The sequence below is a fragment of the Yersinia sp. LJYL362 genome, from assembly GCF_048323875.1.
This window is the reverse complement of sequence record NZ_JBLWEX010000250.1, coordinates 1-21,605: the sequence shown is the minus strand read 5'-3', so window position 1 is coordinate 21,605 and position 21,605 is coordinate 1. Positions and strand designations below refer to the sequence as shown.

Genomic DNA, 21,605 nt, shown 5'->3' with positions numbered 1-21,605 from the left:
CGGTGGTGAATATCGCAAGATCTGTCTGTTGGGCGACAAGTTGCGCGGCTTAATCGAAGAAGGTGCTTTTGTTGAACGTGGCGAGCGCCGTGTGCCGGTTTCAAGCTTCGAAGATGCACTGGACTGGTTAGTCAAAGAGTCGCGTCGTGGTCTGGCAATTCAGCGCTATAAAGGTCTGGGTGAAATGAACCCAGAGCAGCTGTGGGAAACCACGATGGATCCAACCAGCCGCCGTATGCTACGGGTGATGGTGAAAGACGCCATTGCGGCAGACCAGTTGTTTACCACTCTGATGGGCGATGCGGTTGAACCTCGTCGTGCCTTTATCGAAGAGAATGCGTTGCGAGCAGCAAATATCGATATCTAATTGATCAGATAACTTATTGATCAGATAGGAAAGCCCAGAGCGGGTGACTGCTACTGGGCTTTTTTTTGGCTGATGACGGCTGATGGCATTTGTGCAATACACTGACTTACTAGCATTTGAGCGCTGAATCGCGTTAGCATTAGCCATTCGCTATACAAATGTGAGGACCTATGGCTATTGAATTAATCGCTATCGATATGGACGGCACGTTGCTGAATACGCAGCATGAAATTACCCCACGAGTAAAGCAGGCTATTGATGCTGCCCGGGCGAAAGGGGTCTGCGTGGTACTGGCCACAGGGCGGCCTTATATCGGGGTCCAGCGTTATTTACGCGAACTGAATATGGAAAACAGTGGCGATTATTGCATCAGTAATAACGGCGCATTAGTACAAAAAGCGGCTACAGGTGAGTGTATTTTGCAGGAAACCCTCGGCTTCGAGGATTATTTTTATTTCGAAGCTTTGTCGCGAGAAATGGGGGTCAGTTTCCAGGCTTTTGATTTTGATACTTTATATACTGCTAACAAAGACATCAGTAAATATACCCAGCATGAAGTACTGCTGACCGGTATTCCATTGAAACACTGTGCGGTAGAGGAAATGGATCCCACTTTGCGTTTCCCGAAAGTGATGATGATTGATGAGCCAGAAAAACTGGATCACGCCTTAGCGATGATGCCAGCTGAAGCTTTTGAGCGTTTCACTATCATGAAAAGTGCCCCTTTTTACCTGGAAATTTTGAGTAAACGAGTTGATAAGGGAACGGGGGTGAAAATGCTGGCTGACCATTTAGGTATCGCACAGGAAAATATTATGGCTCTGGGCGATCAGGGTAATGATATCGCGATGGTTAATTACGCCGGCGTTGGTGTTGCGATGGGCAATGCCATTCCCGAACTGAAAGAGATAGCGCAGTTTGTGACGGGCACCAATAGTGAAGATGGTGTGGCAATGGCTATTGAGAAGTATGTGCTGTGATATTTAACTGATGCAGTGGTTCATTGATTTGCTGATCGGATCAGGTTTCGGTTGATATTCGATTTGTTGCTATTGCCGACCGTTATGCCTCAACCGAGCAAGAGGGCTGGCCGGCCCTCCTGCACCTGCGGCTTGCGCGAAATATTGTGGCTTCGCCATACCCTCCGGCAGCTTACCGGCTAATCGAATCGGTGCTGACTCGCTCCCAGCTCGACAGCACCTTTCGCCGCGTCCATGCGGCTCATTCGGCCTGTAAACTTTGTCGGCAATATTCCTGATTGCGCTCAAGGTCAACAGAGAGAATCTAAAAACCCCCCTTTCGTTACCCCAGAATCCCTTTCACTATTTGCACATCCTGAATCCCTAATCCGGTTAAATCCGCTAAGGTAATCTGCTGATCATTGTCTCTGAAAGGTACGCACTGAGCTAAAACTGTACCCATCTCGGTTAAGGTGTGATGCGCCAATAGTTGTTGTTGAAATGCGGATGAAATTTCACCAAATTCAGTACACTGTGCCCATGAATCCACCAATATTTTATCGGCTTTTGCCACTAACTCAGGGGCCAGTTCGTGTTTACCTGCACCATCTGCTCCGACGGCGGTAATGTGTGTACCGGGCTGGATATCAGCAGCGTGCAAAATAGCCTCTCGGCTTGGGGTGGTGGTGATAATAAACTGGCAGTGACGCCCTAACTCCGCAGCGTCCAAGGTGGTAGTGACGTCAAAACCTTCTTCTTCAGCATATTGGCGGTATTCTTCTAATGCGGTTTCACTGCGGCCCCACACCCATAGCTGGCGGCATGAAATGACATTTTTCAGGTACATCAGGTGCAATCGCGCTTGCATACCTGTGCCGACGATACCGATGGCGCGGATATGTTGTGGCGCACAGATCTCGGCCACAATGCGCCCAGCCAATGCTGTTCGCAGTGCAGTTAGCCAGCCCTCATCAAGCAATAGGGCTTGTAGTTCACCGGTCTGGGCAGAAAATGCCATCATCAGCCCCTGATTACTGGCCAACCCTTGAGCCGGATTATGATAAAAACCGCTTGAGACTTTCACTACAAATTGGCTGTCGCCCTGCAAATAACCACTTTTAATACAACAATCACCCTGTGCGTGCTCAAAAAGCAAATGCTGCACCGGTGGCATTTGCACCTGTTTTTGACTAAACGCGATAAACCCTTCTTTGAGTAGCAATGTGACGGTATCAGCATCGAACTTGTCGAGAATTTGCTGCTTATTCAAAATAATCATTCGCTGACTGCTCCCAGATACTTTTTCAGCACAATATTCTTTCCGCATAGCACCACGGCCACTTTTTTACCTTGCCAAAGTGGTGCCAGCTTGAGTGCCGCCGCCAGGGCGACACCGGCTGCGCCTTCAATCATCCAGCGGTCAGTATGGGCAATCAAACGCATGGCATCTTTGATTTCCTGTTCACTCACCAGCACTTTCTGATCAATTAATTGCTGGCAAAGCGCAAAGGTTATTGCTCCCGGTTCCACGCCACCGGCAGTGCCATCAGACAGGGTCTCTTGTTCCGCCACTTCTTGAATTTGGCCGTTTTCCAAGCTGGTATACATACTGGTGGCGTTGGCCGGCCAACAGCCAATAATCTGTGTTTTATCAGAGAGTTTTTTCAACACAGTGGCAATACCGGAAATCAATCCGCCGCCGCCGACCGCCACAAATACCGCATCCAGACTAGGTTGTTGTTCAACCATCTCCATGCCACAAGTCCCTTGTCCGGCAATAATCTGCCTATCGTTATAAGGGGAGATATAGATTTTACCCTGTTGTTGCGCGGCACGACCGGCCGCCAGTTCTGCATTTAATGCATCCCCTTGAACCAGCTCAACCTCTCCGCCCAGCGCGCGAATAGACTCTAATTTGATGGCCGCCGCTTGCTCTGGCGCATAAATGGTGGCCTTAACCCCCGCTAGTTTCCCTGCCAGTGCCATGGCTTGCCCATGATTCCCGGTAGACGCGGTGATCACGCCGCGTTGGCGTTGCTCGTCAGTCAATAAACGCAGCTTGTTACTGGCTCCGCGAAATTTAAAAGAACCGGTGTGCTGTAGATGCTCACATTTAAGATAAATGTCACAACCACTGTGCTGGGACAGCAATGGGCTATATTCCAGTGGGGTCACTCTCACCTGTGGGCGTAATGCCTGGTGGGCCTCTTTGATAGCATCGAATAAGGTGTTCATATCGGTTCCTTTAAATTTTATCGTTTTTTATATTTTTCAATTGGTTATAAACGGTGGCGCGGGCGATATTAAGGATTTTTGCAACATAACCGGCGGCATTTTTGCCGTTAAATGCCCCTTGCTGATAAAGCGCTTCAATTAACTTTCGGCGGCTAACATTGTTCAATGTCGCCAGTGTGAGGTTTTGCTGTTGTAGCCAGTGGTGGGTGTAAGTATTGATGCGCTCCTGCCAGTCATCCTGGAACAGCACATCAGGTTGCGGTTGCAATTGTTGGCCTGACAGGAACATATCCAGTGCCGCTTTCGCGCTTTCAAAGACAGTAATGTCCAGATTGATACACAGCAGCCCGACAGGTTGCCCATTATCATCCCGCAGCACAGTGCTGATAGATCGCAGTTGGCGGCCATCCCAGTTGCGCTTTTGGTAAGGGCCAATCACGTGCGAATGCTGATCAAATTGCAGATCGCTGAGATTGGAGTCTTCCCCTAATTCGCGCTGTGAATAGTTATTAGCGATGTAAACCAGCTTTTGGCTGGCTAAGTCGTGGAGGGCCACTTCCGCATAAGGAGAAAAAAGTGTGGCTATCGCATCGGCAATGGGTTGGTATTGGCTGAGCATAGGGAACTTTTATTTGGAATAAAAAATCCATATTAGACTTTTTTTTCTAAAACACCATCGTTTATTGCGGACTGGGTTTACATTAATGGGAAGTGGGGGTGATATAATTCAGCAAAATGAATTATCGTCAGCATAATCACGAGAGGAGCGCGTATGGCCTTGCAGGAACAGCAACTTACCTTTGATCCCAGAGGGCATCAGCTCACCAATATCAATGTTTGGACGCCGGACAGTCAATGGCTGGCATATGATGTGCGGCCTAATGGCAGTACGTTTAGTGGTTTAACCATTGAGCGGGTTAATTGCATCACCGGTGAGATTGAAGTTATTTATCGCGCTCAGCATGGTGCTCATGTCGGTGTGGTGACCGTGAGCCCTGATAAGCCAGCACGCTATGTGTTTATTCATGGCCCAGAACACCCAGATAGTCACTGGCATTATGATTTCCATCACCGGCGAGGAGTGATTGTCACTGAGCTGGACAGAGAACTGGCGGTCACATTGGATGCCATGGATATTACGCCACCCTTTACTCCCGGCGCGCTGCGTGGGGGCAGTCATGTGCATGTTTTCAGCCCCGATGGCAGCCGCCTGAGTTTTACCTATAACGACCATGTGCTGCACGAACAAGACCCCGCTCTGGATTGCCGCAATGTGGGGGTGGCCTTGCCTCTGCATGGAGTCAATCCGCCTAAGCAACATCCGCGTGAATATGATGGCAGCCATTTCTGTGTGTTGGTGACTCGAACCACCCCCACGCCCTTGGCGGGCAGTGACCAAATAAACCGTGCTTATGAAGAGGGTTGGATTGGCTCGCAGGGTTATTTGAAAACGGACGGTACTCGCCAGCGTTGGGCATTGGCATTTATTGGCGACACGCTTTCAGCGCAGGGCGAAAAAATTCCAGAAATCTTTATTGCTGATTTGCCTGAGCATGACCGGGATTATGCCCGTGCGGGTGAAGAGCCACTTGAGGGAACCCAAACCACCTTGCCAGCCCCCCCCGCGGGCGTCAGTCAAAGGCGATTAACCTTTACCGCGCAGCGGCGTTTCCCAGGGCTGGCGACCAGCCCACGGCATTGGCTGCGGACTTCACCCGACGGCAGTGCCATTGCTTGTTTAATGAAAGATGATAAGGGGGTAGTGCAGTTGTGGTTGGTTTCACCAAATGGGGGTGAACCACGGCAACTGACATTCACGGAGGGAGGGATTCAGTCGGCATTCAGTTGGCACCCACAAGGACACAGCCTGGCATTTGTGTGTGATAACAGTGTGATGCAGTGTAATAGTACAACTGGCCAATTGCGGCGATTGACCGCGCGGAGTGCTGTTGCACCCATGGCGGATGCGGTGGTCTTTTCACCTGATGGCACTAAAGTTGCCTTTATGCGGGAAATTGACGGCTTAGCGCAAATCTTTACCGTCAATGTAGACTAACTTATGGTGCTGGCGTGTCTGTAAGGTGAGCTGCTGATTGATTCTGCGCCTCGGACTGGCGGATGCGCTCACGTGGGGAGTTAGTCATTTTATCTTCGCTGTCGGACCGCAAGTAATCATACGGCAGAAGCAGGGTATCCATCACCGCTGAGAAAGGTAAGTCCACCGCGAGTAAAGGCCGCAGTGCCCAGCCCGTATTATCATCTTTGAGCATCGCCACATTGGCTTCAGTGCCGGAGTAGTAACCCTGGCTGCTGCTGGTGTGTGTCATAATACTGGAACAACCGCTGGATAACAGTAGCGAACAGCCGGTAACAAAAGGGATAACTGTGTTTTTCATTGTTGTATTCAGCTCTCATTATACCGGGGAGTAACAAGTTACAGCGATTAACACGACACCAGTGTCAGTTTTTGTCTTGTTTTTTTACACTCTCTTACAGACGGCGGCTAGAGTCAAACATTCAATTTTGATAAAAATTCCACTTAAGTCTAAGTTATAGCAAAGCATTTATCGAATAATTACATTAAATAAAATTCTTATTGAGAGTTTTCTTGTGAATTTTTTTTGATTTTGCTCTTGAAAAGAAGATAGCTGACCTCATTTTATTATCAGGTCAGAGAGAATACGCCGACAGGGTATTCAGACCAACAGCCTGTCCAGAGTGGAAGGCTTAATAAAAAATAGGATAACACCCTTGCTAATATATTTAGGAGGCAGTTTTTATGCGTAATTCAGAGCTTGCACCACTGTATCGTTCAGCTATCGGTTTTGACCGGTTGTTTAATCTATTAGAATCCGGCCAGAGCCAAAGTAATGGCGGCTATCCTCCTTATAACGTCGAATTGGTTGATGAAAACAACTACCGCATTGCGATCGCGGTGGCAGGCTTTTCAGAGCAGGAACTGGATATCGTCACACAGGATAACATGTTGATTATTCGTGGTTCTCGTGCCAGTGAACCTGCACAGCGGACTTATTTATATCAAGGTATCGCTGAGCGCAATTTTGAGCGTAAATTCCAGTTGGCTGAGCACATTAAAATTAAAGGTGCCAATTTAGTGAATGGTTTGTTGTATATCGACCTTGAGCGTTTAGTTCCTGAAAGTTTAAAACCACGCCGTATTGAAATTAAGTAATTAGGTTAGTAAATGTTTTTTTAATAATGTGAATGAGTCACCTTATTCATAACTGAGCCAAGTCTGCCGTAATCGGGGACTGATCGGCTTTCTATTATCTCGCTTCAAAGAAGGAGTTATATATGCGTAATTATGATTTGTCACCTTTACTTCGTCAGTGGATTGGTTTTGATAAATTAGCCAGCTCAATGCAAGGCGGTCAGGATTCTCAGGGGTTCCCGCCATACAATATTGAGAAAACTGACGATAACCATTATCGCATCTCACTGGCATTGGCCGGTTTTAAACAGAGCGAACTGGATATTGAAGTGGAAGGCCCGCGTTTGACTGTTCGCGGTAAGCCAACACCGGCTGAAAAACAGGTTGAATACCTGCATCAAGGCCTGGTGCGTAAAGAGTTCTCGCTGACCTTTACGCTGGCAGAGCATCTGAATGTTGATAATGCTCAATTTGAAAATGGCCTGCTGCACATTGACCTGTTGCGCCAGGTACCAGAAGCACTGCAACCACAGCGTATCAGCATTGGCAGTGCCGCTCCCCAAGAGCGCCAAGTATTAGATAATCCGGTTGCAACCGAGCAATCTGAACAGCAGTAATTATGATGACCGGTACCCCACTCCGGGGTATCGGTAAAGATTACCCTCTCCTTGTTTTGTCCTTTTAGTATTAAACTTTTCCGTGTTTGTTTTTTCACCGGAGAGATTCCCCGCTCTCCGGTGTATTTTGTGGTGCATCCCACATTCACTTTGCTCTCCTTCTGACAGAATCCTTACTAATTATAAGAATTTAAGGCCATGTATGACATTAATGATAATTCGGATGGCCGACCGGTTTTTAAACTTAGGCAAGGAAGTGATTTATGAGTGCTATCGCCCTTACCGTCAGTATGTTGGCGCTGGTCGCCGTATTGGGGTTATGGATCGGTAATTGGAAAGTCTATGGTGTGGGGTTAGGTATCGGCGGGGTGCTATTTGGCGGCATTATCGTGGGCCATTTTGCACAAACTTACGAGCTGGTTCTTAATGGAGACATGCTGCATTTTATTCAGGAATTTGGCCTGATTCTGTTTGTTTACACGATTGGTATTCAGGTGGGGCCGGGCTTCTTTTCCTCACTGCGGGTCTCGGGGTTGCGGCTTAATTGCTTTGCCATTCTGATGGTGATTGTCGGCGGGCTAGTGACCGCGATTATCCATAAACTGTTTGCGGTGCCACTGCCTATCATTCTGGGCGTATTTTCAGGTGCGGTAACTAACACCCCGGCTCTGGGGGCAGCACAGCAAATCCTCACTGATTTAGGCTCGCCACCTCAATTGGTCAGCCAAATGGGGATGGGTTATGCCATGGCCTACCCGTTCGGCATTTGCGGTATTTTGCTGGTGATGTGGTTGATCCGTTTATTCTTTAAAATCAACGTCGATCGTGAAGCAAAAGAGTTTGATAGCAGTCACGGGCAGAACCGTGAGTTGCTGCAAACTATGAACGTGGCGGTGCGTAACCCTAATCTGCATGGGTTATCCGTACAGGATGTGCCGCTACTGAACAGTGATGAGGTGGTCTGTTCCCGCTTGAAACGCGGTGACTTGCTGATGGTGCCGTTGTCAGCCACCGTGATTGAACTGGGTGACTATCTGCATTTGGTCGGGCAGCGCGAAGCTTTGGAGAAAGTGCGGCTGGTGGTCGGGGAAGAGGTTGATGTTACCTTGTCTACGGCCGGCACAGCATTGCAAACCGCCCGCGTGGTGGTGACTAACGAGGCTGTGCTAGGTAAAAAAATCCGTGACCTTAATCTGAAACAAAAGTATGACGTGGCGATCACCCGTTTAAACCGTGCCGGGATTGAGTTGGTCGCCAGCAATAGTGCCAGCTTGCAATTCGGTGACATTCTTAATCTGGTCGGTCGTCCGGAATCTATTGAGGCCGTATCCGCTGTCGTAGGCAATGCGCAGCAAAAACTACAACAAGTTCAAATGCTTCCGGTCTTTATTGGCGTCGGTCTAGGGGTGCTGTTAGGGTCAATCCCACTCTTTATTCCGGGGTTCCCGGCTGCCCTGCGTTTAGGTTTGGCGGGGGGCCCGCTAGTGGTCGCGCTTATCCTTGGGCGTATTGGCAGCATCGGCAAGCTATATTGGTTTATGCCGCCGAGTGCTAACCTGGCGCTGCGTGAGCTGGGGATTGTGCTGTTCTTGTCCGTGGTTGGGTTGAAGTCTGGCGGTGATTTCATCAATACACTGGTCAATGGTGATGGGCTGGCGTGGATTGGCTACGGGGCGATGATAACCGGCATACCGCTACTGACCGTGGGTATTTTGGCGCGCATGTTAGCCAAAATGAACTATCTGACACTGTGCGGCATGTTAGCCGGTTCAATGACTGACCCTCCGGCATTGGCCTTTGCCAATGGTTTGCACCCCACCAGTGGTGCTGCGGCACTGTCTTATGCAACGGTTTATCCGTTGGCGATGTTCTTACGAATTATGTCGCCGCAGATACTCGCCGTGCTGTTTTGGACACTGTAGCGGGTGGTTTGGTCGGCAGCTATGGCAATGACTAAGTGGAAAGGATAGGCCGAAGAGTAAAGCGTCCGCGCCAAGGATGGCGCGGCTCGAGCCCCCAGGGAAGGGTTTACGGCGTCTTTACGATCGGCCTGTTCTCTCCACTCTTACTCTGTTATTGAAGCTAAGAATGGCTGTTTTACTTTGCTTCCTGATACGCCAACTCAATTTCTTCGGCCAGGATCGCCACACCTTTTTCGATATCTTCCGGTGCCGGGACATAATTCATCCGCATGCACTGGTGGGTATGCGGCCAGTCATATTCCAGACCGGGGAAGAAGTAGTGGCCCGGCACCATCAACACCCCGCGTTTTTTGAGGCGTTGATACAACAGTTCGGTGCTGATCGGTAAATCTTTAAACCACAGCCAGAGGAATATCGCCCCTTCCGGTTTGTGGATCAGGCAGCGTTCAGGCGGTAAGTATTTGCGCAGGATAGCAATAGTTTGCTGTACCCGTTCAAAATAGAATGGCCGGATGACCTCGTTGGATAAACGCAATAAATCACCACGCTCAATCATTTCGGCGGCAATCGCTGGCCCCAAACTCCCCGGTGACAAACTGATAATGCCATTCATATTAGTGATAGCCGAAATGACTTTCTCATCGGCAATCACTATCCCGCAGCGCGAACCGGGTAGGCCTAGCTTCGACAAGCTCATGCACAGAATGATATTTGGGTTCCACAGCGGTGTGGCTTCGGTAAAGATAATGCCAGGGAAGGGCACGCCATAAGCGTTATCAATCAATAACGGAATATCACGTTGCTGAGCAATTGCATCCAGGCGAATCAACTCTTCGTCAGTAATTACATTGCCCGTCGGGTTAGTGGGCCGTGAGACACATATCAGGCCAATATCATCGGTAATATTGAGGTGTTCAAAATCGACGTGATATTTGAATTGCCCTTCTGGCAATAGCTCAATATTGGGTTTGGCAGAGACAAACAAATCTTCGTCGAGGCCCGCGTCGGCATAACCGAGATACTCTGGTGCCAGCGGGAATAATACCCGCCGACGGTTGCCATCGGCATAGCGGCCAGCGAATAAATTAAATAAGTAGAAAAATGCGCTTTGACTACCATTTGTCAGTGCAATGTTCTGTGGCTCAATTTGCCAACCTAGCTCATCGCGCAGCATTTTTGCGAGTGCTTTTAGCAGCAGATCTTTCCCTTGTGGCCCGTCATAATTGCACAACGCCTCGGTTAATTGCCCGCGTTCCAGCATGTCCTGACAAAGTTGCTGAAAGTATGCATCCATCTCAGGAATATGCGCCGGATTACCCCCACCAAGCATGATAGAACCTGGAGTCCTCAGGCCATCATTGAGGTCGTCCATCAGTCTGGTGATACCCGCGTAGCGGGTGAATTTGTCGCCGAAAAGTGAAAACTTCATAAATGAAAATTTATTGTTATCCGTAAGTGAACAGCTACCATACTCGCAGATAAAAGCGGACGCAATGCGGAAAGAATTCTTCCTGCCGAGTGAAAATATCGGCAGGGAGTGTTATTGCAAAATAATAAACTGGATTACTCTTTTTTGTCTCCGACCCAAACTACCAAGACTTTATCGCCCTGATGTTGGCGACTAAAAGCATAGTAATCAGCGGTTTGTTGCGACTGCTGCACACCTGCACCAATCGCTGGGTGACGGGCGCGGAACTGACTGACTTTTTGCCAGTGTGCCAACAGCGCACCTTTTTCTCCTGCCAATTCATTCCAGTTCATATCCGAGCGGGTTCCTTGCAACGGATCAGACCCGGTAGGGCCGAATTCCCGCCCGCTCTCATCACCATAGAAGATTTGTACTGCCCCTGGAGCCAGCAGCAGCAGATCACCCGCACGTTGCTGTTTCACCAAGGATTGTTGCGCGTCATCTTTAAAGAATAGCCGGGTATCATGGGATGAAATGTAACTTAACACGTTGAAACCCTGTAGCTTATCGGCCATTTGCTGATATGTGCCATCAATGGATGAGAAGCAGGTCAATGCCTGTTTAGCTTGATCCTGAAAATCAAAGTTAATCATGGCATCGAAGCCGTTTTGGTAATAATCACTCTTCATCACCCCGTGGCCCCAAGCCTCTCCGGTCATCCAGAATGGCAAGTTATCCAGCGCCTGATCCGGATGAGCCGCTTTCCACTCGGCCAGAGCCGCCGCGCTTTGCTGCTTTAGTTGCTGCCAGGCGGGCTTCTCGACATGCTTGGCGGTATCAACACGAAAACCGTCGATACCATAATCGCGAACCCATTGGCTCAACCAATGAGTGAGGTAATCACGTGGTGTGGCACCGGCAATTTCGCGCGCGGCAGTATCGGGTTTATGGCGGTAAAACACCGGCAAACCACTGGCTTGGGTGGATTCAGTTTTGATGTCCGGCAGGAAGGCCAGCGACATAGTCAAATCGTCATAGCCGGGGGAGTCATAATCACCAATATCGGTGCGAACCCATTTCTTACCCCACCAATTATCCCATGCGGCTTTATCACTGAAATTGATGTAATCATTAAAACTATGCCAGGTTTGCCCTTTGCCGGGGGTCCAGTCCGTCCAGTTTTTACCCAGTGTTTTTTCCAGCTGATCGCCTTGCAGATACAGCGCGCCGAACTGGTAGCTCTGCATATCTGCCAGAGTGGCATATCCCACATGATTCATTACTACATCAAATAGAATGCGGATACCGCGCTTATGGGCTTGCTCAACCAGTTTATGCAAATCCTGTTCGGTGCCCATGTTGGCATCCAGGCGAGACCAATCCAGACCGTAATAACCGTGATAGGCGTAATGCGGGAAGTCACCTTTGGTACCGCCGCCGACCCAGCCGTGAATTTGCTCCAGCGGGGAGGTTATCCACAGCGCATTGACCCCAAGCTGTTGCAGATAATCAAGTTTTTCGGTTAGACCAGCCAGATCCCCGCCGTGGAAGGTGCCGATTTCCTGCATGCCATCGCTGTGGCGGCCATAGCTGTGGTCATTGTCCGGGTTGCCGTTTTTAAAACGATCCGTCAGGGCAAAATAAACCGTGGCATTTTGCCAACTAAAGGGCGCAGCTTGCTGGGTTTGGGCTGATTCCAATAACAGTAAGCCGCCACTCTCAGGGCTGGGTTGCAGGGTGATTTTGCCGAGGGAAACTTTTGTGGTTTGGCCAGAGTAGAAATCCCGCACCATTTCGCCTTCAGCGAAGGTCTTGCTGACATCAATTGTCACCGGTTTGCCATCCCAGCGCTGGCAACTGTGAGCGACGACTTTGACGGCTTCCGCTACCGGTTCTTTGATGCTCAAAGTGAGTGTGGGGGTGCCGCTGCGGGTATCAATCCGCACCTGATATTGGCCATCGCGGAACAGTTTCCACTGGATATCGGCCTGATTTTGGCAAGGTTGCAGCGAAAATGTTTGATTCAATTTTACTGGGCCAGTGGGCTGCCAGCACTGTTTATCTTGATGAAATTTAAGAAGATACTCCCCTTTGGTGAGCGCGCTGCTGCTCAGGAAAACGCCGTTATCTTGTTCAGTAAACACCGGGAAATGGGGGAGTGACCAGTTCGCCATCACTGCCGGTGACAAAACCAGTAGCAGAGGGAACGTAAGATATTTCATAACGCGTCTTCCTTGGGTCTGAGAAACGTATAAAGTTTTATGAATATCAGAGTGCCAGATGGCGAAGAAATAGCCTCATCCCTGAGCAGTTTTTATAGGGAGGAGGGCAGCGGATGAGGGGGGTTTGGCCCGCAAGCAGGCCTGTGGAATAATTTATGCTTGTTTTAATACCTGCGGGTTGACGCAGTTTTCTGTGACAGTGCCTGTCAGTGCCGCAATCAGGTTATCTACCGCGCAGGCCGCCATGTTGTAGCGGGTTTCATGGGTGGCGGAACCAATATGTGGCACAGCAACCACATTAGGTAATTTGAGTAATGGTGAATCGACTGGCAGAGGCTCTTGTTCAAATACATCCAGGCCCGCACCATGAATCGTGCCATCTTGCAGCGCAGCAATCAGTGCTTGTTCATCCACTACTGGCCCACGGCCCGCATTGATCAAGATGGCGCTGGATTTCATTTTAGCCAGTTGCTCACGACCAATCATATGGTAAGTCTGTTCGGTCATCGGCAACGTAATGCAGAGGAAATCAACCTCAGCCAGCAAGGTATCGAGTGAGCAGCGGCGAGCACCAAAGCGCTTTTCGGCTTCTTCATGTGGGCGGCGGCTGGTGTACAGCACCGGCATGCTGAAACCAAAATGTGCCCGTTGGGCCAGCGCCATACCAATCCGGCCCATGCCGAGAATACCGATGGTTTTGTGGTGAACATCGACGCCAAACCAGTCATCACCAATGCTGTCTTGCCACTCACCGGCTTTCACGCGCTCCGCCAGCTCGACCACCCGCCGAGCGGTGGATAGCACCAATGCCATCATAGTATCTGCCACGGTTTCGGTCAGAACTGTCGGCGTGTGCATTAAGGCTATTCCGCGCTCTCTCAGTGCATCGACATCAAAATTATCATAACCGACAGAAATGGTTGAAACAGCTCGCAGCTCCGGTGCGCGTTCCAAGAACGCCTGATCAATTTTACCGCCAGAACCAATAAGCCCCTCAGCTTGTTGCAGGGCAGATAATAGCCCGGGCTGATTATCCGAAGATAAACCATCAAAACTGTTCACAGTAAAATATTGTTCTAAACGCTGATGCAGATCGGCAGGAATACGTTTGTACAGCACGATAGATGGCTTCATCACAACCTCAATGACTTTGGGTAAATAGGATTAATATTAAGGTTTAAAGCCAGAATAACAGCAACTCCCGGTGCGGGATCAAGCGCTAATCACCCTTATAATGTTACGACCAATTAAAAAACCAACCTGTTTGGGCAGGTTGGCTCTCATTATTTATTATGCTTCGTGGCTGGCGGCGTTGTTAACCGAAAAGCCAGGCGAGCGAATGGCCGCGCAACGTAGCGCGGTGATAATCGCCAGCGCTGGGGCAATGGCGTACAGCGTAAATAGCCAGTGAGCGGTGTTTTCGGCACCGGCGATCCCGCCGGGCGCATTAAGGCCGGAAAGGTTCGCCACCATACCTGCTATTGCCGCCCCCACTGCGGTGGCAAACATCTGTACCGTGGTAATTGAGGCCCCAGCAATATCTTTGTCTTCCTCAGCGGCTACTTGCAAAATGCGGGTTAGCAAGTGTGGCCAGCCAAAACCGATACCGAAACCCACTAATGTCAGCGCAATGGCGATTGGGCCCATATGTGGCCAACCGCCCAGTGAACTTACGGGCATCAGGATGGCAAGCGCAACTATCCCTACCAGCACAATAATTGGGCCGCTGATAATCGCCCAACGAACACCTGATTTCTTCCAGCCCGCACTCATGACCTCCGAAATTGTCCAGCCCGCCGCCATCGTGGCCGCGATATAGCCGGAAATCAGCGGTGATTGGCCGTGCAAGGTTTGTAGGAAGTAAGGGACAAAAATCTCGCAGGTAATGCCGATCGCCAGTAAAGAGATGGTGATATAGAGTGCGGCTAAGGGGGAGTTAAGGCGCAGCGCGCCTTTCGGCAGTAAACGCGAGGTGGCGCGGGATTCTATGCGCAATAGCAGCACCAACAGTAAGACTGCCAACACGATACCCACCAGATTCGTCAGGCCACTGCTGGCAATACTGCTGGCGGAAATGGTCAGGACAATCGCGGTTAATAGCACCAGTTGGGTTACCGGCAATGCCGAGGTGACGGCGGTGCTGGACCTGCCCTTCGGCAGAATACGCCAGGTGAAAATGGCATAAATCAGTGTCACGGGTAGCAATGTCCAGAAGGCAAATCGCCAAGCGTTCATTTCCGCAAATATTCCGCCAATTGCTGGGCCAATCAGTGTTGCCACCCCCCACATTCCTGAAATGAGCGCCATTGCTCTTGGCCACAATGATTGTGGAAATACCAGATTAATCATGGCGTAAGAAAGTGCGAACAGAAAACCGCCGCCTAAACCTTGCACGGTTCGGCCAACCAACATCATCGGCATATTCGGCGCCATGGCGCATAAAGCACTGCCGAGCATGAAGGTCAGTGAGGCAAATAAATATGCGCTGCGTGCGCCATAACCACTGAGTAAACGGGCAGAAAGCGCGGAACCGAGGATTGATGCGGTGACAAATAAAGTGGTGTTCCAGGCGTACAAATTCAGGCCATTAATCTCGAGCACCACCGACGGTAAAATTGTGGTGGCGATATAAATATTGATGGCGTGTAACACCACGCCGCCTGACAGGGCTATGGCAAAAGCCGCATTCTTGCCGGAGAACAAATCACTCCAACGGCTTGCATCATTCATTATCACGTTTTCCATCCTGCCAGAAATCTGGTTGTTGAGTGGGTAATGTTGTTACGATAAAGCCTTGTTACGATAAAATTAAACAAGGTAATTCTTGGAATAAGTTAGGTCAGTCGCTGATAATAAGTCAAGCATAAGCTTGTAAAATGTTATACTGACGATCATTCGTTAAAATAGAAAGCGCACCCATGATAGCGGGGAAGATATGAGTATCGACCATTCTACCAGTCAACCACAGTCTGTTGCTGAGCGTCTGTTGATGTTGCTGAAGACTCGCGGCCCTTTGCAAGCCACCGATGCGGGTAAGATCCTCGGCTCCACCGGGGAAGCAGCACGGCAACAATTTGTAAAATTGGCCAAAGACGGCCTGGTTGTGGCTGTTGCGCAGGCCAAAGGTGTCGGGCGGCCCATCCAACTTTGGCAGCTTACTGATGCTGGGAATGCGCGTTTTCCCGATGCTCACGGCGAGTTAACGGCGCAGTTATTACGGATGGTGCGCACCAAATTAGGCGAAGAAGCGCTTAATTTACTGATAGATACCCGTGAGCAGGAAACGCGTGATCTGTATTGTCAGGCGATGGAAGGGGCCAATAGTATTGATGAACGGGTCGAGCGGTTGGTGGCTATTCGCTCTCAGGAAGGGTACATGGCGGAATGCCAGACTCAAGCCGATGGTTCAATATTGTTGATTGAAAATCATTGCCCGATTTGTGCCGCCGCCACCAGCTGCCAGGGGTTTTGTCGGGCAGAATTATCAGTATTTCAGCAAGCTCTGGGCGTGCCGGTTGAGCGGATGGAACATATTTTATCCGGCTCCCGGCGCTGTACTTACCGTATTCAGTTGGAATAATTATGATGACCGGATGGCTACCACTAGAAAGAGAGTGCGGATAAAGCGCCAGGCGTTATCCGCAGGGAAATAATAAGAATTACAGTGGGCTCAAGGTGATTTCAACCCGGCGGTTCTGCGCTTTACCGGCGGCGGTGCTGTTGCTTGCTACCGGATTATCCGGCCTGTGATTCGCCGGTATAAGGATTGGTGGTACAAGCGGAAAGTGTCAGCGCGACAGAAACGGCGGCCACCGTGGCCAGAATGCGTTTTTTCATTAACTTTCCCTTAAATGGCATTCTATTTCGCGAAAAAGTAGATAACGTCGCCCAATAGCGGATTAATAAGTCATCTACCAATATTCAGTAAAGTTGCTGGTATTTATCTGCCCTCGTTATCCGGTAAAATGGGGGTGAATACCATTAAGAAAACTCTTATAGTGTTGCGCGGTAAGTATGAATGCAGCGTTTTCCGGTAAAAAAGCACAGAAAAGCGCATATTGCTGCGAAATATCACTGGAAAGCTTAACCATCAAAACTCCTCATGATAGAAGCCGATTTTTGTGGCTACCCGCGCTGCGGGTTGGCTTGGGGCGCGAAAACGTAACACTTTCACCCCGTGTTGTTGTAAGTAACGCGCCAATCCGTGAATTGCGGCACTCCCTGCTCCGCGCACACTACCTTCATCGTCTGGTATCAGCACATAGTTGGGATCAGTCGCAAAAAACTCGATATAGTAGTTCTCGTCACTATTTTCAAACGACTCATCTCTTCTGGCGGCCAAAAGGCTGACAATATCCCCCTGTAGCCTCACCGCGACATACAGATAATCATTATCAGAATCGAGGAATTCGCTATAGAGGGAATAACTGTTTGCCCGCCCGGCTTCGATAGTGCGGTCATGTTCCGCCCAGGGTTCATTAGTTATGTGGTAATTGACGGGGACTTCGCTGTAAAGGTCTGACCATGCGCCCACCGCAGCTAAGGCATCATCCATAAAGGCCGTACCAATATCTGGCCGAATAGGAACGGTGGTATCAAGAATATCGACATCAAAATATAAATTGGGGTGGATCACCGACTCATTATTCTCAAATACTCGAACGGCAGGTTGGGTGGTGGGATAATGATAAGAGGCCAATGAGAGTGAATAGGTTCCTAATGGTAAGCGCTGTGCGCCAGAAGGCGATTCAGTCGCCGTCGGGTTGTGTACCAAATAACGCGCATAGTTTAAGCGGGAATAATCGAATGCCTGAGATATTTGGCGGATGGTCTCTTCTTCCCCCAAATTACGCATCACTTCCCTGACTTCATTAATAAGGCGGCTTTCTGCCGCCTGGTCGTTAAGGGCATAACCGGTGGTATCATTTTCAAAGATTTGTGTTAATACCCGCCGTAATACATCCAGCGTCCAGTCGCGCAATGAATCGCCAAATAACAGGGTGAAATCAGCTAATACTCTAGAGACCCACTGTCGACAGTTTACATCTACATCGCGGGGATAGCGCTCGGAGAGGATATTATCCATCGACGTTTTACAAAATTGTGCTGTGGCGGGCAGTGTGAGTGCTTGATTATGTAATTGGGTGTCGATTTTGGCTAAAATCAGGGTCGGGCTACCACTATTTTGGGGTAAGGGCGGCAGTGGCTCAAGCAAGGATAGCTTGGTGCTAATCACTGTCGATTTATCTTTGTTATCATCTGAAAACCAATGTGTTACCTTGCCCCACAATTTATCACCCTGATTGCAGCGGCTGTGAGTAATATAATTATAAATCGCCAGCGCAGGAATAAAGGTACAACCTAAGGTTCCGGCAGTATCCCGTTCTGTTCTGCCAGAGTACGTATGAGGATATTCAGCATTGGCGGCCATCACTATTTTGTCAATAATCAGTGGTTGAGTTGTATTGTTATTAATAGTGAGTTGTGAATCCAGTAAGAATTCATTCAATGATACAGAGCTAATTTCGATGATAGGTGAAAGGTTAATTTGTTCAACTCCGCGGCTCTCCATATAATCTACGGCTACGCTGTGATTGTTAATATGGAATGTCAAGGATAAACGATTGGTGTCAGGGTGGAGAGGAAATACCAATGGCTCATTACCTTGTCGCCCAAAGAAAATAACCTCTTTCTTAGATAACCATATTATAGGCGTTTGTGGTAAACCAACCATAAAATCACTGGTGTTGTTAATATCGAAGCTCAACAAAACTTGTTTGTTTGGGTAGGTGATATTATTCCAGTGCGAGGCGAAAATTTCGGATAATGGCAGTGCCACTCTTTGGCGAATAACACAACGTTGAATACATCCTTGGGGGGGCATCTTTTTTACGGCAAGACTACTGATTTCGTTATCCATATAGATACTGGCTAAATCACTCTCTCCCATTGATTCTATTAAATTAAAGTAAGGTAAGTTGTAGCCGTCATTTTTATAAATAGTCGCCAACATGCCATCAGGAATATAAATTGACGAAACAGTGTCATTTTCAATTATTTCATCATCACGATCGAGAAAATCAATTTCCTCTCCGGGAGAAAAACACATTGATTTGCCTTGAAAGTCGCCCTCATTATACAAGCAAACTTTGGTTTGATGAAGCGGTAGGAAATATGGCTTATTAAGCAGTGTAGGTTTATTATGTTTTGTACAGTCTCTGTCTAATTCATGAGAGAGTATCGGCGAAGATAGTGTTATTAATAAAAGCAAGATGCAATTTTTAGTTTTAATGTTAAATTTCATGGTCTAGCCTCTCTTTTTTCTCCGAAAAGTGGGAAGGAATTAAAGATCACAGTTCATCATGCTGAAAACCAAGCTTCATTTTTACGCGGGCAGAGGGCTGTGAAATAACAGTGGATCGTAATGTTTCCCCCCCTTTTTCTTTCAGATAGCGCGCCAGCTCATGTACAGCTGCGGTGCCTGCTCCACGCACATTTCCTTCTGCATTTGGGGTCAGGACGTAACGGGGATCAGTTACGGAAACATCAATATAAAACGCATTGTTAGCATTTCCGGTGGCCGCACCTAGTACACTGACAATCTCTCCCTCAAGCTGTACCACCACAAACAGATAGTCATTGCTCGTGTTTTCCAGTTCGAGTAACAGTGAGGTGCTGGTGGTCCGTGCTGCGCTGATGGTGCGGTCAAGATCAGTGACAGGGTTGTCTTGTCGATCGAGGTTTAACGGGGTGAAAAGATAAATATTAAACCAATGCTCCATCACCTGGTGCGCGCGCGTAATAGATGACCTGTCTGTTGTGCTGGCATCAATAACCTCTACTGTAAACTGCAAGTCAGGTCTGGTTACCCATTGATTATTATTACGAATCCTGGCTGTAAGTGGTTCAGCGGGGTATTCATAAGATTGCAGAGAAAGTGAATATTCCCCTAATGGAAGGTTTTGCGCCGCTGCGGGCGATTCCGCCGTATCCAGATTATGCTCGACATAATTGGCATAGTTTAATTGAGCATATTGAAATGCACGGGTGATTTGCCGGGTGGTTTCTGCCAATCCTAATTGTTGGATAATGGCACGGACGCCATTGACCAGATGATCTTCAGTGGCCACATCAGTGCCCGCATAGCCTGTAGCGTGTTCCCCATCAATTCGCGTGACAACATCCTGTAGTTGCTCTGGTGTCCAGTGCTGCAAAGAATTGCCGAATAGCAGGGTAAAATCAGCTAATACACCAGATACCCACTGAGGGCAGTGTTCATCAGGGCTGCGTGGATAGCGGGCGGCGAGGATATTCTCTATTGACGTTTTACAAAATCGCGCTGTAGCCGGTAATGTCAGCGCCTGATGATGTAACTGCATATTGATTTTGGTTAAGGTTAAACTGAGTGGATTGGCTTGGCAATTATTGCTTTCAGGTGGGATGGATTGGGGCGCAAGTAATGGGGTGCTTGCCGCTATTAATATTGAGTTTTTTTGATTATCACCGGAGTACCAATGTGATAATTGACGCCACAATTTATCTGCCTGATCACAATGGCTATGTGTAACATAATTATAAATCGCTAATGCGGGAATAAATGTACAGCCCAATTTCCCTGTGATATCTCGTTGTGTTCGGCCCTGTTCGTAAGACTTAGCACCGGCACTTTCCATTTCTACCACTTGATATTGGTCTTTAGAATATAAGCAAACTTCTCTATTGTTAATATTATCGGCAATAACTAATGGGGAGCATGTTATTAAGAAAATTAAAACTGTTTTGGGGGTTATAAATATCCTTATCATCATTAATCCCTCACTGATTCCGACAGGAAAATAGGTTCAGGAATAGGGTAATACGGTTGGGCTCTCGATACGGTTATTAAAATTTGTCAGATGCAAGGAGAATTAAAGAAGGGGTGAGTTAACTGGGCGTTGCCAATGCAGAGTTAGAATTGTGTTTTTGGTTTCAACATTATAGGTTTTCCCGGCCACGGTAAAACCCTGTTTACAATAGAAGTCGTAGGCGCGTTGATTTTGTTGGTAAACCTCTAGGGTCAGGGCACTGAAGTGTTGTTGCGTGTAGCTCATCAAGGCGTGGCCTATTCCCTTACCATGGAAAGGTTGAGCGACGAATAATGCCCCTACCAGTTGTTCTTCCAGAATGCTGATAAACCCTGCAATCGGGCTATCACCACCCGTAGTTTTTGGGTGTAAATAGACCCAAGTGCGGGCCGCGGGAAGGTAAGTATCTCGCACCAACGGGGCGCTCTCGTGCCAATATTGCTCGGTAACAAAAGGGTGCGCAGCAATAGTGCTGGCCAGCCACAATTGCATCACGGCACCAAGATCGTCCGGTTGGTAAGCTCTTATCATTTTACCGCATTATCCGGGTGGCAAAAGCAGCTTGCCAGATGATCGTTCACCAAGCCGCTGGCTTGCATAAAGGCATAGCAAATAGTCGAGCCGATAAACTTAAAACCTCTTTTTTTGAGGGCTTTAGACATCGCATCTGAGATTGGCGTCGTTGCCGGGCATTCCGCCAAACACCACCAATGGTTAATTTTGGGTTCGCCGTCGACGAAACCCCAGATAAAACGCGAAAAATCTTCGCCGTTGGCTTCCATTGCCAGATAGGCCTGCGCATTGGTAATAATCGCCTGAATTTTACCCCGATGGCGGATAATGCCGCTATCCAGCACCA

19 protein-coding genes and 3 pseudogenes are annotated in these 21,605 nt (G+C 48.7%); 7 read left to right on the top strand and 15 right to left on the bottom strand.

Features of this window, described 5'->3' with window-relative positions:
- Both gyrB and yidA read left to right on the top strand, forming a co-directional pair.
- Positions 1-367 (top strand): annotated as a pseudogene (gene gyrB / locus ACNSO8_RS14680) (DNA gyrase subunit B); the annotation flags it as partial.
- Between the two features lie 170 nt (positions 368-537).
- Complete coding sequence (gene yidA / locus ACNSO8_RS14675) at positions 538-1,347, top strand: sugar-phosphatase (protein ID WP_418395079.1); 810 nt, start codon at positions 538-540, stop codon at positions 1,345-1,347.
- A 322-nt stretch (positions 1,348-1,669) separates the two neighbouring features.
- On the opposite strand, the gene ACNSO8_RS14670 is transcribed toward yidA, so the two are convergent.
- Genes ACNSO8_RS14670 through ACNSO8_RS14660 form a run of 3 tightly spaced genes read right to left on the bottom strand, consistent with a single transcriptional unit; the run spans position 1,670 to position 4,180 of the window.
- Positions 1,670-2,605 (bottom strand): ornithine cyclodeaminase family protein, encoded by a 936-nt coding sequence (locus ACNSO8_RS14670; protein ID WP_418395078.1) that lies wholly within the window; start codon positions 2,603-2,605, stop codon positions 1,670-1,672.
- Positions 2,602-3,561 (bottom strand): threonine/serine dehydratase, encoded by a 960-nt coding sequence (locus ACNSO8_RS14665; RefSeq protein WP_418395077.1) that lies wholly within the window; start codon positions 3,559-3,561, stop codon positions 2,602-2,604. Before ACNSO8_RS14665 ends, ACNSO8_RS14670 begins: the two co-directional genes overlap by 4 nt.
- A gap of 10 nt (positions 3,562-3,571) precedes the next feature.
- The gene (locus ACNSO8_RS14660; RefSeq protein ID WP_418395076.1) at positions 3,572-4,180 is read right to left on the bottom strand and encodes a helix-turn-helix transcriptional regulator; all 609 of its coding nucleotides are present in this window, start codon (positions 4,178-4,180) and stop codon (positions 3,572-3,574) included.
- Positions 4,181-4,333: 153 nt separating this feature from the next.
- On the opposite strand from ACNSO8_RS14660, the gene ACNSO8_RS14655 reads away from it, so the two are divergent.
- On the top strand, positions 4,334-5,617 hold the full coding sequence (locus tag ACNSO8_RS14655) for a DUF3748 domain-containing protein (protein ID WP_418395075.1): 1,284 nt from the start codon (positions 4,334-4,336) through the stop codon (positions 5,615-5,617).
- A gap of 1 nt (position 5,618) precedes the next feature.
- On the opposite strand, the gene ACNSO8_RS14650 is transcribed toward ACNSO8_RS14655, so the two are convergent.
- Positions 5,619-5,957 (bottom strand): YceK/YidQ family lipoprotein, encoded by a 339-nt coding sequence (locus tag ACNSO8_RS14650; protein ID WP_418395074.1) that lies wholly within the window; start codon positions 5,955-5,957, stop codon positions 5,619-5,621.
- Positions 5,958-6,340: 383 nt separating this feature from the next.
- Between ACNSO8_RS14650 and ibpA the strand changes: the two genes are divergently transcribed.
- The 3 genes from ibpA to ACNSO8_RS14635 all read left to right on the top strand — a co-directional run bounded on the left by ibpA (position 6,341) and on the right by ACNSO8_RS14635 (position 9,272).
- Positions 6,341-6,754 carry a small heat shock chaperone IbpA gene (ibpA, locus tag ACNSO8_RS14645; RefSeq protein ID WP_418395073.1) on the top strand — a complete coding sequence of 138 codons (414 nt, stop codon included), beginning with the start codon at positions 6,341-6,343 and terminating at the stop codon, positions 6,752-6,754.
- A gap of 122 nt (positions 6,755-6,876) precedes the next feature.
- Positions 6,877-7,350: a small heat shock chaperone IbpB gene (gene ibpB, locus ACNSO8_RS14640; RefSeq protein ID WP_418395072.1), complete on the top strand. Its 474-nt coding sequence runs from the start codon at positions 6,877-6,879 to the stop codon at positions 7,348-7,350.
- 263 nt (positions 7,351-7,613) lie between these two features.
- Positions 7,614-9,272 (top strand): putative transporter, encoded by a 1,659-nt coding sequence (locus tag ACNSO8_RS14635; protein WP_418395071.1) that lies wholly within the window; start codon positions 7,614-7,616, stop codon positions 9,270-9,272.
- A gap of 175 nt (positions 9,273-9,447) precedes the next feature.
- Here the strand turns inward: ACNSO8_RS14635 and ACNSO8_RS14630 are convergent, their stop codons facing one another.
- The 4 genes from ACNSO8_RS14630 to ACNSO8_RS14615 form a co-directional block, all read right to left on the bottom strand.
- On the bottom strand, positions 9,448-10,701 hold the full coding sequence (locus ACNSO8_RS14630; protein ID WP_418395070.1) for a valine--pyruvate transaminase: 1,254 nt from the start codon (positions 10,699-10,701) through the stop codon (positions 9,448-9,450).
- 134 nt (positions 10,702-10,835) lie between these two features.
- Positions 10,836-12,902, bottom strand: coding sequence for an alpha-amylase (locus tag ACNSO8_RS14625; RefSeq protein ID WP_418395069.1), 2,067 nt, complete (start codon positions 12,900-12,902; stop codon positions 10,836-10,838).
- 153 nt (positions 12,903-13,055) lie between these two features.
- Positions 13,056-14,036, bottom strand: coding sequence for a glyoxylate/hydroxypyruvate reductase GhrB (ghrB, locus tag ACNSO8_RS14620; protein WP_418395068.1), 981 nt, complete (start codon positions 14,034-14,036; stop codon positions 13,056-13,058).
- 156 nt (positions 14,037-14,192) lie between these two features.
- Complete coding sequence (locus ACNSO8_RS14615; RefSeq protein WP_418395067.1) at positions 14,193-15,632, bottom strand: MFS transporter; 1,440 nt, start codon at positions 15,630-15,632, stop codon at positions 14,193-14,195.
- A 205-nt stretch (positions 15,633-15,837) separates the two neighbouring features.
- Between ACNSO8_RS14615 and ACNSO8_RS14610 the strand changes: the two genes are divergently transcribed.
- Positions 15,838-16,482, top strand: a complete 645-nt coding sequence (locus ACNSO8_RS14610) for a helix-turn-helix transcriptional regulator (protein WP_418395066.1) — start codon at positions 15,838-15,840, stop codon at positions 16,480-16,482.
- Between the two features lie 79 nt (positions 16,483-16,561).
- Here ACNSO8_RS14610 and ACNSO8_RS14605 read toward each other — a convergent pair.
- The 7 genes and pseudogenes from ACNSO8_RS14605 to ACNSO8_RS14575 all read right to left on the bottom strand — a co-directional run.
- Positions 16,562-16,645, bottom strand: a pseudogene (locus ACNSO8_RS14605) (OmpA family lipoprotein); the annotation flags it as partial.
- A pseudogene (locus tag ACNSO8_RS14600) lies at positions 16,641-16,739 on the bottom strand (OmpA family lipoprotein); the annotation flags it as partial. The pseudogenes ACNSO8_RS14605 and ACNSO8_RS14600, both read right to left, overlap by 5 nt.
- A 116-nt stretch (positions 16,740-16,855) precedes the next feature.
- Entirely contained in the window at positions 16,856-16,993 is a 138-nt protein-coding gene (locus ACNSO8_RS14595) for a hypothetical protein (RefSeq protein WP_418395065.1), read from the bottom strand.
- The gene (locus ACNSO8_RS14590; RefSeq protein ID WP_418395064.1) at positions 16,993-19,011 is read right to left on the bottom strand and encodes a GNAT family N-acetyltransferase; all 2,019 of its coding nucleotides are present in this window, start codon (positions 19,009-19,011) and stop codon (positions 16,993-16,995) included. Before ACNSO8_RS14590 ends, ACNSO8_RS14595 begins: the two co-directional genes overlap by 1 nt.
- 241 nt (positions 19,012-19,252) lie before the next feature.
- The gene (locus ACNSO8_RS14585; protein ID WP_418395063.1) at positions 19,253-20,575 is read right to left on the bottom strand and encodes a GNAT family N-acetyltransferase; all 1,323 of its coding nucleotides are present in this window, start codon (positions 20,573-20,575) and stop codon (positions 19,253-19,255) included.
- 234 nt (positions 20,576-20,809) lie between these two features.
- Positions 20,810-21,277 (bottom strand): N-acetyltransferase, encoded by a 468-nt coding sequence (locus tag ACNSO8_RS14580; RefSeq protein ID WP_418395062.1) that lies wholly within the window; start codon positions 21,275-21,277, stop codon positions 20,810-20,812.
- Positions 21,274-21,605, bottom strand: a 332-nt coding sequence (locus ACNSO8_RS14575) for a DNA-3-methyladenine glycosylase I (protein ID WP_418395061.1), incomplete at its 5' end; no start/stop codon positions are given. The genes ACNSO8_RS14575 and ACNSO8_RS14580, both read right to left, overlap by 4 nt.

Coding starts and splice junctions, on each gene's coding strand:
- yidA (WP_418395079.1), top strand. CDS start 538: ATGGCTATTGAATTAATCGCTATCGATATGGACGGCACGTTGCTGAAT.
- ACNSO8_RS14670 (WP_418395078.1), bottom strand. CDS start 2,605: ATGATTATTTTGAATAAGCAGCAAATTCTCGACAAGTTCGATGCTGAT.
- ACNSO8_RS14665 (WP_418395077.1), bottom strand. CDS start 3,561: ATGAACACCTTATTCGATGCTATCAAAGAGGCCCACCAGGCATTACGC.
- ACNSO8_RS14660 (WP_418395076.1), bottom strand. CDS start 4,180: ATGCTCAGCCAATACCAACCCATTGCCGATGCGATAGCCACACTTTTT.
- ACNSO8_RS14655 (WP_418395075.1), top strand. CDS start 4,334: ATGGCCTTGCAGGAACAGCAACTTACCTTTGATCCCAGAGGGCATCAG.
- ACNSO8_RS14650 (WP_418395074.1), bottom strand. CDS start 5,957: ATGAAAAACACAGTTATCCCTTTTGTTACCGGCTGTTCGCTACTGTTA.
- ibpA (WP_418395073.1), top strand. CDS start 6,341: ATGCGTAATTCAGAGCTTGCACCACTGTATCGTTCAGCTATCGGTTTT.
- ibpB (WP_418395072.1), top strand. CDS start 6,877: ATGCGTAATTATGATTTGTCACCTTTACTTCGTCAGTGGATTGGTTTT.
- ACNSO8_RS14635 (WP_418395071.1), top strand. CDS start 7,614: ATGAGTGCTATCGCCCTTACCGTCAGTATGTTGGCGCTGGTCGCCGTA.
- ACNSO8_RS14630 (WP_418395070.1), bottom strand. CDS start 10,701: ATGAAGTTTTCACTTTTCGGCGACAAATTCACCCGCTACGCGGGTATC.
- ACNSO8_RS14625 (WP_418395069.1), bottom strand. CDS start 12,902: ATGAAATATCTTACGTTCCCTCTGCTACTGGTTTTGTCACCGGCAGTG.
- ghrB (WP_418395068.1), bottom strand. CDS start 14,036: ATGAAGCCATCTATCGTGCTGTACAAACGTATTCCTGCCGATCTGCAT.
- ACNSO8_RS14615 (WP_418395067.1), bottom strand. CDS start 15,632: ATGAATGATGCAAGCCGTTGGAGTGATTTGTTCTCCGGCAAGAATGCG.
- ACNSO8_RS14610 (WP_418395066.1), top strand. CDS start 15,838: ATGAGTATCGACCATTCTACCAGTCAACCACAGTCTGTTGCTGAGCGT.
- ACNSO8_RS14595 (WP_418395065.1), bottom strand. CDS start 16,993: ATGGTTAAGCTTTCCAGTGATATTTCGCAGCAATATGCGCTTTTCTGT.
- ACNSO8_RS14590 (WP_418395064.1), bottom strand. CDS start 19,011: ATGTGTTTTTCTCCCGGAGAGGAAATTGATTTTCTCGATCGTGATGAT.
- ACNSO8_RS14585 (WP_418395063.1), bottom strand. CDS start 20,575: ATGGAAAGTGCCGGTGCTAAGTCTTACGAACAGGGCCGAACACAACGA.
- ACNSO8_RS14580 (WP_418395062.1), bottom strand. CDS start 21,277: ATGATAAGAGCTTACCAACCGGACGATCTTGGTGCCGTGATGCAATTG.